This window comes from Xylanibacillus composti, assembly GCF_018403685.1.
In the GTDB taxonomy this organism is placed as follows: domain Bacteria; phylum Bacillota; class Bacilli; order Paenibacillales; family K13; genus Xylanibacillus; species Xylanibacillus composti.
In genome coordinates this window covers 23,411-36,376 of sequence record NZ_BOVK01000003.1, presented here as the reverse complement: position 1 = coordinate 36,376, position 12,966 = coordinate 23,411, and the positions used below count along the sequence as shown (strand labels likewise).

The 12,966-nt window shown below is 54.8% G+C and carries 10 protein-coding genes and 1 riboswitch; of the genes, 1 reads left to right on the top strand and 9 read right to left on the bottom strand.

Annotated elements, in window-relative coordinates:
- Positions 1-120 precede the first annotated feature (120 nt).
- On the bottom strand, positions 121-909 hold the full coding sequence (locus XYCOK13_RS00900; RefSeq protein WP_213409960.1) for an alpha/beta hydrolase: 789 nt from the start codon (positions 907-909) through the stop codon (positions 121-123).
- Between the two features lie 69 nt (positions 910-978).
- A complete protein-coding gene (locus XYCOK13_RS00895; RefSeq protein ID WP_213409959.1) occupies positions 979-1,677 on the bottom strand; it encodes a hypothetical protein in 699 nt (232 codons plus the stop codon).
- A gap of 344 nt (positions 1,678-2,021) precedes the next feature.
- Between XYCOK13_RS00895 and XYCOK13_RS00890 the strand changes: the two genes are divergently transcribed.
- Positions 2,022-3,032, top strand: coding sequence for a cysteine peptidase family C39 domain-containing protein (locus XYCOK13_RS00890; protein WP_213409958.1), 1,011 nt, complete (start codon positions 2,022-2,024; stop codon positions 3,030-3,032).
- A 29-nt stretch (positions 3,033-3,061) separates the two neighbouring features.
- On the opposite strand, the gene thiD is transcribed toward XYCOK13_RS00890, so the two are convergent.
- The 7 genes from thiD to XYCOK13_RS00855 all read right to left on the bottom strand — a co-directional run bounded on the left by thiD (position 3,062) and on the right by XYCOK13_RS00855 (position 12,758).
- Positions 3,062-3,862, bottom strand: coding sequence for a bifunctional hydroxymethylpyrimidine kinase/phosphomethylpyrimidine kinase (gene thiD / locus XYCOK13_RS00885; protein WP_213409957.1), 801 nt, complete (start codon positions 3,860-3,862; stop codon positions 3,062-3,064).
- Positions 3,863-3,898: 36 nt separating this feature from the next.
- Positions 3,899-5,014, bottom strand: a complete 1,116-nt coding sequence (gene thiO, locus XYCOK13_RS00880) for a glycine oxidase ThiO (protein WP_308443002.1) — start codon at positions 5,012-5,014, stop codon at positions 3,899-3,901.
- Between the two features lie 17 nt (positions 5,015-5,031).
- Positions 5,032-5,811 carry a thiazole synthase gene (locus XYCOK13_RS00875; protein WP_213409956.1) on the bottom strand — a complete coding sequence of 260 codons (780 nt, stop codon included), beginning with the start codon at positions 5,809-5,811 and terminating at the stop codon, positions 5,032-5,034.
- Positions 5,812-5,816: 5 nt separating this feature from the next.
- A complete protein-coding gene (gene thiS / locus XYCOK13_RS00870; protein WP_244864920.1) occupies positions 5,817-6,017 on the bottom strand; it encodes a sulfur carrier protein ThiS in 201 nt (66 codons plus the stop codon).
- A gap of 5 nt (positions 6,018-6,022) precedes the next feature.
- Positions 6,023-6,652, bottom strand: a complete 630-nt coding sequence (thiE, locus tag XYCOK13_RS00865; RefSeq protein WP_213409954.1) for a thiamine phosphate synthase — start codon at positions 6,650-6,652, stop codon at positions 6,023-6,025.
- Between the two features lie 114 nt (positions 6,653-6,766).
- Positions 6,767-6,878: riboswitch (TPP riboswitch) on the bottom strand.
- A 205-nt stretch (positions 6,879-7,083) separates the two neighbouring features.
- Complete coding sequence (locus tag XYCOK13_RS00860) at positions 7,084-10,743, bottom strand: glycoside hydrolase family 6 protein (RefSeq protein WP_244864919.1); 3,660 nt, start codon at positions 10,741-10,743, stop codon at positions 7,084-7,086.
- 386 nt (positions 10,744-11,129) lie between these two features.
- Positions 11,130-12,758 (bottom strand): response regulator, encoded by a 1,629-nt coding sequence (locus XYCOK13_RS00855; RefSeq protein WP_213409953.1) that lies wholly within the window; start codon positions 12,756-12,758, stop codon positions 11,130-11,132.
- Positions 12,759-12,966 lie beyond the last annotated feature (208 nt).

Here is a 12,966-nt window from a genome sequence, read left to right as displayed (position 1 = left end):
TTTAGCTAGGCACCCGATCATTCCTTTCCACTCTTTAGCATACCCCCCTGCAAAGCGGAACTAGAACAGCATGCAAAAAAAAGATCAACCGAGCTCGCAACCCGGTTGATCCATTGCCTCTTATGCTTTTCGAAGCGGCAGCCATTGCAGCACATTTTGAATGTGCTCATCCCAGTATTCCCAGACATGCCCGCCGGGTCCTTCTTGATACGTGAGGGCGCCATACCCGAACTCCTCGCATTTTCTGCGAAACGCCTGATTGTCCTCGTACAGGAAATCCTCTGTTCCGCAGCATTGATACAATGCAGGCTTCTCCTTCATTCGTCCGCTCTGCTCCACGAGCCACAGCAAATCCTCCGGTGTCCCTGCGATGTCCTCTTCGCCATAGATCAAGTGGAAAAATTCAGGCGGCTCCACAGGGGAACGTTGAATATGTCCAGCCATATCCAAAGCGCCCGATAAGCTGGCAGCGGCGGAGATTTGGTCGGGACAACGAAGCGCCCATTTGAACGCACCGTAGCCTCCCATAGACAGGCCGGCCACAAAGTTGTCCTCTCGCTTCTCCGAGAGCGGGAAGAATGAGCGAGCCAGCATAGGCAGCTCCTCAGTCAGGAATGTCCAATACTTGTCTCCGTACTTCATATCCGTATAGAAGCTCTTGTGGACATTCGGCATCACCACTGCCAGACCTAGCGGCGCCACATAACGCTCAATAGAGGTTCTGCGTGTCCAAATGGAGTCGTCGTCGGTATAACCGTGCAGCAAGTACAGTGTCTGATGCTTGCTGTCGCCGATGCCGACGCGTCCTTCCATGCCGATTTGGCTGCGGGTTTGCTGCGGCAAAATAACAGTCATGGACGTACTCAACTTCAACACTTCAGAATAAAACTTGCATTGGATCAAAGCCATCTTATAGGTAACCTCCTTGATGTATGCGAATGGAACACCCACGACAAGCAAGAGCGCTTCTCCTGCCTCCTACCCTCCGCTTCCGTGGAGTTGTCGTTGCTCAACCCGCACGATGTGCCCTTCGTTCCTATTTTGGCTCATATATAACGTAGCTGCAACCACTTCATAATCTTTAGTAAGTGCAAACAGGTCGACTGCATGCAAAGCTGCGCTTGTGCCCAACTCCTCCTTGACCTGCTGCACGCGCTGTTCGGAAGCGGGCTCCGCCATCAGAAATCCGGTCAGCTTGCTTTTGTTTCGCCAGAAGGGATCCTCCGCCCGCATTTCTTCGGAATCAAACCATTGGCTGTGCCTTTCCTCGTCTTCGAAGCTTACAGCGTCCATGTACTGCTTCAGCCAGTCTTGCATTCGAGTATGGAATGCGGGGCTCACTCTCGTATCGAAGTCGTCGCCGAACAGCAGCCGCAAGTTGGAAATATTGCGGAAATACAGCTCTTCCACCGTGCTCGACAGGCGCTTGTTGTCCCTTTTGAGATCGACATTGTCCTTATACGCCGCGACCATACTGTCAATCTTGTCCTGCCGCTCTTTTCTCAAGTTGTCCAGTCGCTGCTCGTAATTCGATTCTTTTCGCTCGTAAGATTCCAGCAATGACTGCAGCTTTCTCAGATCACTGCTCTGCTCGCGATTTTTGATCGCCATGTTGACAAGACCAATCAGCATGAGAATGACCAGGGCAGGATAAAACCACTTGACAAATCTCTTCATTGTCCCTCCCGTGATTCGGCTTAGCTGTTCGCCGAACAAATTTCGAATTCTTTAGTTCAACGTTGTCTATCCCTCCCGTGATGATATTGATAGTATCATATAACAGAAACCGGCGCGATGGCACTATATATGCGGGCCATGCTACCCATATGCGCTCCGTTCCTAGTGCGTTTCTACTACATTCATGGCACGTCTTCTCCGCCTCTGATGCCGAAAATCTGTTGCAGGACCCGTGGCGCCTTTGTATAATCAAAATAGTGGATGACAAAATCCTACAATTTTTCCGCGCGCCATTTTCAGATTATTAGAAATGTTCTTACTCGACAAGGAGGTTCCAGACGTCAATGAGCCGAAAAATTTTGCCGACCGCCGCACCGCCTATTATTTCATACCTGCATCATGCCTACACGCTAGCCATAACTCGTGCCTATCCGCAATCCATCTCGCATTTCTACAATAATTATATCTCGTTGCGCTGCTATCAGGAAATTGCCCAATACCGAAACTACGACTATTTTAATTTTTACAACTTCCATTACTACCCCGGCCTGGTGCGCGAGCAGATTTCCAGAGATTTGTTGTCGGACTACCTGAACGAACATATCGTTGACTTCCTCATTCGTGCTGTTGACAAGAATTTCTATGTCCTTCTCTATGTCGATCAATATTATATAAGCGCTTCCAGACACTATCAGACCACGCATTTCACGCATGATGTGTTCGTTCACGGTTATGACAACGACGAAAGGCAGTTGTATTTGAAAGGTTATTTGAAAAATGGCAGTTTTTCAGACTATCAAGTGTCCTATGAAGATTTTACCGCAGCATACGCGAATGGAAATGATTATTTCTGGTGGCAAGTCTATATTAATCTGTTCCAGTTCGACGACGGCGACTACCCATTCAATGTCGGCTATCTGAAGAAGCAAATCAGCGATTACCTGCAGGCCAAAAATCCGCAGGATGATGTCCTGCAGTTCATCAACCCTTCCGGAAGGTTCCAGCAGCCGACCAACTTCGGCGTCGCCACCTACGATTCCTTGCAGGAGTACTTCCAGCTTATGCGCGATGGGGAGATCGGCAACGACATCCGTCCGCTGCAAGTCGTCTGGGAACATAAGAAAATCATGCTCGATCGTCTCGCGTACCTGCATGAGCAAGGCTATCTCCCCGATCTCTCGCTCCACAATCAATATGAAGAGGTCAAGCAAAAAACCGAAATGGCAAGATCGCTGTTCCTGAAATATGAGCGCCGCCAAGACAAGTCGCTCATTGATATGATGGCCCAGTTCATGGATGAAGTCCGGCAGTCAGAAATCGCCGTGCTGGAAAAGCTACTGGCGGAGCTTCCCTAACTCTGCTTCGCCTTACCCTGCTCTGCTCCCTAGCGATATAGCCGGTACGCCGCATGGCAAGTAGGACCGATTCCTTTCCCTACACCGACCGCATGGGCGATTGCCGCGGAAATGAATGCCTTGCCTGTGCGGACGGCGGCCTCGAGCGAAGCTCCCTTGGCCAATTCGGCGGTAATGGCCGCCGATAACGTACAGCCGGTCCCGTGTGTGTGCAGGGTATGGATGCGGGGATGCGCCAGCTCGATAAAGGAATGGCCGTCGTAGAACAAATCGACGGCTGTTTCTCCTTCCAGATGCCCGCCCTTCAGCAGCACAGCCTTCGCGCCAAGCTCCAGCAACCGACAGCTCGCTTCCCTCATTTGTTCCACATCATGGATCTGATCTCTGCCAAGCAGATGGCAGGCTTCCGGAATATTCGGCGTCACCAGCGTTGCGATGGGAAGCAGGCGTTCCTTCAAAGCTTGAACGGCATCCCGCTGCAGCAAGGGCGCGCCGCCCTTCGCAATCATCACCGGATCGACGACAAGCTGCTTCACCCCATACTGCTTCAGCTTGTCTGCAGTCAGCGCGATAATCTCTGCCGAGAAGAGCATTCCTGTCTTCGCCGCATCAACGCCGATGTCAGCGAGCACTGCATCAAGCTGAGCTTCCACGCAAGCTGCGCTTTGCGGATAAACACCGTGTACGCCCAAGGTATTCTGTGCCGTAAGAGCAGTCACAACACTGGTGCCGTATGCATTTAATTCCTGAAAGGTTTTCAAATCTGCTTGAATGCCGGCGCCGCCGCCGGAATCAGAGCCTGCCACGGTCATCGCCTTCGCCAGTTTCATCGTTCCTCTCCCCTTTTTGCTCTTGTTTTCGTTCCATCACCTGAACCGATCCGGACGGAAAGCATCGAGCTCCAATTCCGGCTTGCGTCCATCAACGATATCTGCGACAACTGCCGCCGTTGCCGGACTGAGCAAGATGCCGTTGCGGTAATGACCGCATGCAAAAATAACACGCGGGTGTTCCGGACTCGACCCGAGCAGCGGATACCCATCCTGAGTCGCCGGTCTAAGACCGGCCCACTTGAGCGTCGGCTGGCGCTCCTTGAGAAAGGGCAGCGTCCTCTTGCTTAACGCCTCCAGTCGATGTATGCCCTTGTCGGTGACGCTAGTCGCGAATCCGGCTATATCTTCCGAAGCCCCGCATACGAGCATGCCATTCGCCTTGCTTACCATGTAGCCTTGACTGGTGAAGAGGATATGCCGAAGCTCCGCTTGCTCCGCGGAATAAGCACAAATCTGTCCCCTGATCGGATAGACGGGTATCGGAAAACCGAACAGCTCTGACCAGCTTCCGCTCCATGCGCCCGTACACAATACGATGCGATCCGCTTCGTAACTTTGGCCTGCGCTGTCCTGAACCCTGACCCCCGCCGTCCAATCTGCGAGTGCAAGCTCCTGCAGCTGCTCCCGGATCTCCACCCCGACCGTGCAGCAGGCCGCTTTCAGCGCCCGAACGTAGTCCGGTGCGTGTACGTGGCTCTCCTCTGGACAATATACGGCTGCCCGTGCTTGCTGCATTTGCGGCTCCAGCTGTTCCAGCCTGCTGCCTTCGACGATGTCCGCTTCGGTGCCGAAGGGGCGCTGCCAAGACAGGCGCGCCGACAGCGCCGACAAATCCGCTTCATGATAGACGGCATACAAGCTGCCGCTCTCCGTATATTCGAAATCCATGCCGGACAACCGCTTGACTTCAGCCTGCCAGCGCGGATAACGCCGCAGGCTGTCCAGGCAAAGCCGGAAGAAGCCGTCCGGATATTCGGGATTTTCCGAGAAGGGAGCCAGCATGCCTGCAGCCGCTCCGGAGGCCTGCCCGCCGCAAGATCCCTTTTCAAGAATGGAGACATCGTGTCCGCGGCTCGCCAGCGCCAGCGCGCAGGACAAGCCGATGACGCCCCCGCCCAATACAATGATGCGCTCTCCCACTATCGTCACAACCTATCTGCTACGAGTTATTTGACGGCCAGATGCTCAAATTCGCTGCTTGCCGACGCGTATCTGCGCTTGGCGATCCGCCCGGCCAAGAAGGCCTCTCTGCCCGCTTCAATCGCAAGGCTCATGGCTCGGGCCATGCGCACCGGATCCTTCGCGCGGGCTACCGGCGTATTCATCAGAATGCCGTCCACGCCAAGCTCCATCGCTTGCACAACGTCTTGAGCGGAGCCAAGACCGGCATCCACAATGATCGGCACATGCGCAGACTCCACAATGAGGCCGATATTGTAAGGATTCAAAATGCCGAGACCTGTGCCAATCGGCGCCCCTCCCGGCATGACTGCGGCAGCGCCGGCCTCCTCCAGCCTCTTGCACAGAATCGGATCGTCGGACGTATAGGGCAGCACGGTAAAGCCCTCTTTCACCAGCTGTTCGGTAGCCTTCAGCGTTTCGATCGGGTCGGGCAGCAGCGTCATGGCATTCGCACTGATCTCGACTTTCACCCAATCGCTCAGCCCGGATGCACGGGCCATGCGTGCAATGCGAACCGCTTCCTCCGCCGTACTCGCACCCGAAGTGTTCGGCAGGAAGGTAAAGGGGCGATCTTGCAAATGCTGCAGGATCGAATCGTCCTCCGGATCATCCAAATTCACCCGACGGATGGCGAAGGTCAGTACTTCTGCGCCAGATGCTTCTATGGCCTGGTTTTGCACGAGCGGATTCGGATATCGGCCCGTCCCGAGAAAGAAGCGGGAAGTCAGCGCCTTCCCGCCTATCACAAGCTGATCCTTGTTCATCCGGCTTACCCTCCCCCGACAAAATGTACTAGCTCAATTCGACTGCCTTCCTGCAGCAGTGTGTCGGACCACGCAGGAGCATCAACCAGTTTTCCGTCGACCTCCGCAATGATCCGCCTTTGCTCCAACCCGTGCTGGCGAATCAGATCCAGCAGTGTTGCGCCCGGAGCGACCGTTTTCCTCTCCCCATTGATTATGCATTCCAATTTGCTCAGCCTCCCTGGTATTCGTTCATCTTCTCCAGAAACTTCCGGCATGTGCCGCGAATATCCGCGCTGCCGACGATTTCGCTTATGGCGCATATGCGGCTGGCGCCGGCGGCGAGCACTTCGTCAACGTTGTGCAGCTTGATGCCGCCGATGGCAACGAAGGGAATGCGTATTTCCGCCGCCGCCTCGCGCACGTAAGCGGTGGTCACCGGGTCCACCACGTCTGCCTTGCTCTTTGTCGGAAATACCGGGCCTACGCCGATATAATCCGCCCCTTCCGCCTCTGCACGGCGCGCTTCCCCGATCACATGCGTGGAGATGCCGATTATCTTATTCCCGACAAGCTTTCGGGCCTCCTGAAGCGGCAGATCGTCTTGCCCAAGATGGATGCCGTCCGCATCCACGGCCAAAGCGATGTCGATATGGTCGTTCACAATAAAAGTCACCTGGTGCTTGCGCGTAAGCTCGCGCAATGCCCGGGCTTTGCGGAGCAGCTCGCGCTTCGAACTGTTCTTGTCCCGCAGTTGGATGATATCGGCGCCACCCAGGATCGCTTCTTCCATCACTGTCACCAGCTCCTTGCCGGGATGAAACTCCTCCCCGGTTATGGCGTACAAGCGAAAATCTCTCATCCCTTTTCCTCCCCCGATTGTTACCCGCAAAGTTCGATGCGTATTCCATCGCTCTCTATAATAAAAAAAAAAACGCACAATGCCTGGTAGACAATGTGCGTTTACGAACAAAAGCTGCTCATTCGCAAACATTCCCTACGCTGGCATTACCCAAACAGGTTCAGATGGTCAACGACGGCCTAGTCGTACTCTCAGCCTGCTTCCGCAAGCCCCCATTTTCCTATTCATTTCGGATGAATCGTGAATCGCCCCTATTATAGACGCTATAGGCTGCAATGACAAGTAAAACCGTCAAATCCTTCTGGACTGCATGCGCGCGAGCCCGGGCCTAATCCAATAACAAAAGCTGCCCGGGTTGCGCAAGCAACCGCTAGCAGCCTCTGTCATCGGCATGTTGTCTCCAGCAACAGCTTTACAATCCCATCATCCCGTCACGGATTCGCAGCGCGGATCGCATTGCGAACCCATCTTCCCGATGCAGACAGCTGCGCATCGGTCCATCCGGAGATGGGCGCACCCGGCAACAACGCAGCCGAAACCTCGGCTTTGTCGGCAAGCGACCAGTTCACCCAGCTGATATTGCGGGCATTCAGGAAATCGATCCACTGCTGGGCTTCTGCCAAGTAAGGACCGCCATCTCCCGAAGCTTGGCTCGTTCCCCATTCGGAGACGAAGATGCCAATCCCTCTATTCCGCGCATAATCGATCCGGTCGCGCAGCCACTGTCCATGTGTGCCCGAATAGAAATGCAGCGTATACATAACATTGTCGAAGGCTAACGGATCATCAGCAGCATGATGAATGTCCTGGCTCCAGGTAGGCGAACCGACCAGGACGACGCCGTCCGGATCAATGGCCCGAATGACCGGAATGACTTCCTCCGCATACGGTTTTACGTCGCCTGCCCAGCTGACATTGCCGTTCGGCTCATTGGCAATCTCGTAGATGACGTTCGGATAGTGACCGTACAAGGCGGCCATCTCCTGGAAGAAGGCCTTCGCCTCCTCTTTGTGTGTATTCGGGTTGCCGTCATACAAAATGTGCCAATCAATAATGACGTAAATGCCGAGATCGATTGCAGCCTCAACTGCTTCCTTGACTTTTTCCTTAACCGATGGATTATCGATATAGCCGTCTTCCTGCGTGTACATGGCAGCGCGGAATACGTTGACATGCCAGTCGTCACGCAGCCACTGAATGGTTTCCTTGTTTACAAATTGCGGGAACCATTGCAGGCCGTGCGAGCTGATTCCTACCAATTGGACATCCTGTCCGTGCTGGTTTTGCAGCTGCGTGCCCGACACCTTCAGCTGTCCCCACTGCGAGACTACATCTCTTGCAGGATTTCCGCTGTTGTCTTGAGGCTGCGCGCTAGCCTGCGAAGAGTTCGCGCTGCTTCCGGCGCTATTGGAAGACGACACGACGTAATAATACGTCGTGCCGTTCGTTACGTTCGTATCGGTGTAGCTTGTTCCCGCTACATTCGCCACGGTCGTGTACGGACCGCCGCTCGTCGCCGCACGCTTCACCGCATAGCTGGTTGCGCCGCTTGATGCGCTCCAGCTCAGGGCGACCTGCCCGTTGCCTGCGACAGCAGTCAACCCTGTCGGTGCGGCCGGGGCCGCGGGGCCCGGCTGACTGCCGCCGGGCTCCGATCCCCATATCAATACGCCATTCCTGTACAGCGCAATCCGCTCGTTCGAGCCGTACGATGTCATCGTGCCGTTATAGGAATAATCGTTCGCTTCATTGTAATTCGACCAATTGCTCTTGTTGATCCGGCTTTGGATGTCGCCGGTGTTCGCTCCAGCCGCCAGCTGGCCCGCTCCTGCGCTGAACGACAGCTCCAAGTAGCTGTCCGCCCCTTCGCCCGAAGCGCTGCCGAAGCTTGCAGAAATGTTCGAGCAGCCTATTTGCGCCCAGTCGCAATTGTACTGGTCGGCTACATTGCCGTCCTTCGAATACCAGTAGCGGATCGTCAGCTCGCTCAGATTCACCGCGCTGCCGCTCTCATTGACAATGCGCAGATGCGGCTTCATCTGATTGTCTGTCGCATTCGTATCCCCTGTCTTGTACTCGACGCGCAATCCGCTCGGCTGCTGCACCGAGCCCGTCGGCGTCGCGCTCGCTTGCGTCGAATTCGCGCTGCTTCCGGCGCTGTTCGAAGCGCTCACTACATAGTAGTACGTCGTGCCGTTCGTCACAGCCGTGTCCGTGTAGCTTGTTCCTGCAACGTTCGCCACAGTCGTGTACGGACCGCCGCTCGTCGCCGCACGCTTCACCGCATAGCTGGTTGCGCCGCTTGACGCATTCCAGCTCAGAGCCACCTGCCCGTTGCCTGCCGCAGCCGTCAAACCTGTCGGGGCTGCCGGAGCCTGCGGCACTTGGACGCCGCTTGGCGTTGCGCTTGCTTGCGTCGAGTTCGCGCTGCTTCCGGCGCTATTGGAGGCGCTTACCACATAGTAGTACGTGGTGCCGTTCGTTACAGCCGTATCCGTGTAGCTCGTACCGTTGACATTCGCAATATTCGCATACGGTCCTCCTGCGGTCGTTGCGCGTTTTACTGTGTAGCTTGTCGCGCCGATCGACGCACTCCAGTTCAGGCTTACTTGCCCGTTGCCCGCTGCAGCCGTCAAGCCTGTCGGAGCTGCCGGCACTTGGATTGAACCCGGGTTGGAAGGAGGAACAGCCGGATACGCATTTCTTACCAGCATCTCGAACTGCTCGTGGAACCAATGACCGGCGAGCGGCGCATTGTCCATGGCGCCTGTCGGGATACCCGCGTTCGCGCCGTTGGTAAACGTTGGATCACAGTTCGGATCGGCGTTCTTACCTTCGTCATTCGGGATATATCTGCTTGCGCCATCGGATTCGCCCGGCGGCTTCACCCATACGAATGCATGAATATGGGAGCCCTCATAGCCGGACGGAGCAGCAGTAGGCGGAGTGCCCATCCCTGCGCCGTTCACGTTGCACCATAGCCCGCGATGCTGTCTGCCGTCGATCTTGCTCTCATTCACATACGTATTCAGGTTCGAAGAAGTCGAGACAGCAGTCGGACGATTCGGTCCGCCCCATCCGTTGCGGGACGTATCAATCAGGAAGCCAATGCTGTTCGGGAAGCCTGCAGCCACGAAGCGGTTATACAATGCCGCAGTGAAGTCCGCCTCGTCGAAAATCGGGTTCCATTCGTAGTAATTCGAGCTGCGCACCGGCTGCCCGCCAATATTCAAGTTCGGGTTTGTCAAGAACGGCTCGGATGTGGGTGTGTAGTTAGAAACATTGGTAATAAAGCCGTCAATGCTATTCAGTCCAGCTGCCGTGCCTTGTACAACTTGTGTATACAGCTGCACGACACCTTGCAGGTTATTGTCCCAACCGAGCCAGCCGGAATGGGCAATATCCATGTAAATATATACGTTCGGGATCGCATGCAGCTCATCGAGCGCATAGCGCACTGCCTCCACCTGAATGCCGCTGGAATTGGCCTGCGCGCATTCCGGATCATTCAAGTTGGTAACCAGATTCGGCAATCCGTCCGGTTCAATAACTGTTACAATGCGAATATCTTGAAATTTCGGCTTGGCAAGCACTTCGGTAATGGCATCGATATACTCGGTCTTGTAACGTTGCAGACCTTCCTGCGTCAGGGGCAGCTCGCCATTGGACGCGAGGGCCGAACAATCCCGCCCTGGCAAATCATAAATGACAATTGTCGCTGTGATCGGCACACCGCTTTGTTTCTGCGCCAGCGCCAGATCCAGGTGATCCTCCAAGCTTTTCCGCCCGGCGTTCGCTGCCCCGCCATGGATGGCGGCTATCCGGTCCAGCCAGACGGCTGTCGGATAAGACTTGACCGTTTCCATACGCGAGGCCAAATTCGGGTCGCTTGTGCGGGCAATAGACGTGTCGATCAGTGCCGCATAGTCTGGATTAATGTAAGCCGTCGCGCCTACAAACGGATTGTTGACACGAGGCTCAGCCGCCTGTGCTTTCGGAGCAAAGGCTGCCAAGAAACTTCCCACTACCATGGAAAGCATGACAAGGTACACCAGTGACTTTCTGCTAATCCCTCTCATACTCAAAATCATTCACCCTTCTTTCCTTTCCGGATTTGTTGACATGGAGATTCGGAAATCGTTTTCCAATGTAACAGTAAGACGTTCCAGCATCACCCCCAGCTCATGGTTACGGCACGTAGGGAGTAGATTTATCGCGCGCGCCCCTACTTGACCGGTCCCGTCTGCTTAATATTCTAGTGGATATCCCCGGCTCATCCGAGGGGGCTATCCTTCGAAATCTGGTTGAAATTCATTGCGTACTTCCGCAATCCGCCGCCCGTTGGTCTGCCCGCTATGCATGACGACCCCGTTAACGGATGGCAGGCTTGTGGACCGCCGAGTCTGCGGAACGGGTCGGTGCAGACTCGGCAGCCAACGAACCGGCAAGCAAGCGCGTGACGCAAATCTGCTTCACGCTATACAGATGGCTTCTCGTAAATTCCCCCCTTGTTCTTGAATGCAGTACGGTATTCTGAAGGTGTCATTCCGACCAGCTTCTTGAAAACCTGCGAAAAATATTTGGGATCCTGATAACCGACCATATGCGACACATTATGGATGCGGGTGTCCGTATTCTTCAGCATGGAGCAGGCCCATTCGATTCGCTGCTTGGTCAAATACTCCAAAAAGGTATACCCGGTTTCTTTTTTGAACAGAACGCAGAAATGGCTGTTGCTCAAGCCTACATGCTCCGCCACTTCATCGATGCTGACATCCTGGTGAAAATACTTGTCGGCATACTGCAGCGCTTTCCGCACTGAGCTTGTCTCTTTCTCCCTCTGCACCTGCTTGGAGACGAGCTCTTGGTATTCGGCAAGCGCTGATGCCATCAATTCATTCATTTCTTCCAATGTCACACATATCGGCATTTCCGAGATCAGAGCGGATAGTCCGGGCAACGGCAGACCGAACAGGTCAGCCAGCCGCTTCGAGACCCCCACCATCAGCTCGATCATCAAGGCGACTGCATCCGGCTGCTTCGCACCGCTTGCCAGCAGCTCGCCCTTCCATTCGCCGAGAAGGGCGGTCACCGCATCCCGATCATAACTGGAGACCGCTGCCGCAAGGCGAGTTTCCCACACATCAAGCTGACTGCCCATGATTCCGGTTGGACCGGATTCGTGCAGAAGGTGAGCATCGGCATCCATATACACGCTTTCCCTCCCCCCGGTAAATCTGGCCATCAATGCATGCTGGGCACTGCGATAGCTCGCATGAAGCGAATCGATCCCCCTGCAGGGCTTGCTGATGCCTATAGAACAGCTGAGCTTCGTAAAGGTCTTGACGCAAACGATGATATGCTCCGCAATCTCTTCAATCTGCTCCTGGGATATTTCCTGCAGCAGCATGACCCATTCCCCGCTGCGAAAAGGAAACACTGTAATGAGCTGCTGGCTCTTGCCAAGCTCGGCCAGCACGTTATTCACCGCAAAGTTCCAGAGCTTCCGCTCCGAACGATCCCACTGCTTCATCTCCCGCGCATCATCGAGTGCGATCAGCAGAAGAAAGTAAGGGTGCTCCAATTCCCACTCCCGCAGCCAGTAGAGGCGGTCATAGGGCTTCTCCGTCCCCTCAAGCATGCTGCAGATTAATCGTTCGCGCACAAGCTCGGTTACCGCCTGGACGGATTGATGCAGGAATTCGCGCTCGCTGCCCTGCATCTCGTCCAATCGAGATTTGGCTCGCCGCATCGTTTGCTCCAGCTCACTGCCGCATACCGGCTTTAGCAGATAGTCGAAGGCCCCGTACCGAAGCGCCTCCCGCAAATTCTCGAATTCGCCGTATCCGCTGAGCAGCACCACAACCATCGACGGTCTTTCCGTCATAACGCGCTTCAGCAGCTCCAATCCATTCATGACAGGCATGCGAATATCTGTAATGACGATATGGGGCTCGAGCTTGTTGATTTGCCACAACGCTTCCTCGCCATTCGAGGCTTTGCCAACTACCTGAAGCCCCAACTTATCCCAAGGAATGACGAAAGACAAGCCGCGAAGAATCATGGGTTCATCATCCACCACAAGCACACGATATTGCTGATTCATCCGTCTCACCTCCGATCTTCTTTTCAGCGAGGACAATCGCCTGCCCAATTTGAGCTGCAGCTTCAGCAATCCCCCCCTGCTATACGAATAATTTCCAGACAAATGCTCCTTCCTCGAAAGCGACAGCGAAGTCTAGACAGGAAAGCACGCAAGCCATACCTGTAATCGCTTCCAAAAAGTAAATGCTAGAAAACTCCTTTCTTTGTGC

Bases quoted from the DNA above. Each gene is read 5' to 3' on its own strand.
- XYCOK13_RS00875 (WP_213409956.1), bottom strand. From the start codon at position 5,811: ATGAACAAGGATCAGCTTGTGATAGGCGGGAAGGCGCTGACTTCCCGC.
- XYCOK13_RS00895 (WP_213409959.1), bottom strand. From the start codon at position 1,677: ATGAAGAGATTTGTCAAGTGGTTTTATCCTGCCCTGGTCATTCTCATG.
- XYCOK13_RS00860 (WP_244864919.1), bottom strand. From the start codon at position 10,743: ATGATTTTGAGTATGAGAGGGATTAGCAGAAAGTCACTGGTGTACCTT.
- thiE (WP_213409954.1), bottom strand. From the start codon at position 6,652: ATGAGAGATTTTCGCTTGTACGCCATAACCGGGGAGGAGTTTCATCCC.
- XYCOK13_RS00900 (WP_213409960.1), bottom strand. From the start codon at position 909: ATGGCTTTGATCCAATGCAAGTTTTATTCTGAAGTGTTGAAGTTGAGT.
- XYCOK13_RS00855 (WP_213409953.1), bottom strand. From the start codon at position 12,758: ATGAATCAGCAATATCGTGTGCTTGTGGTGGATGATGAACCCATGATT.
- XYCOK13_RS00890 (WP_213409958.1), top strand. From the start codon at position 2,022: ATGAGCCGAAAAATTTTGCCGACCGCCGCACCGCCTATTATTTCATAC.
- thiD (WP_213409957.1), bottom strand. From the start codon at position 3,862: ATGAAACTGGCGAAGGCGATGACCGTGGCAGGCTCTGATTCCGGCGGC.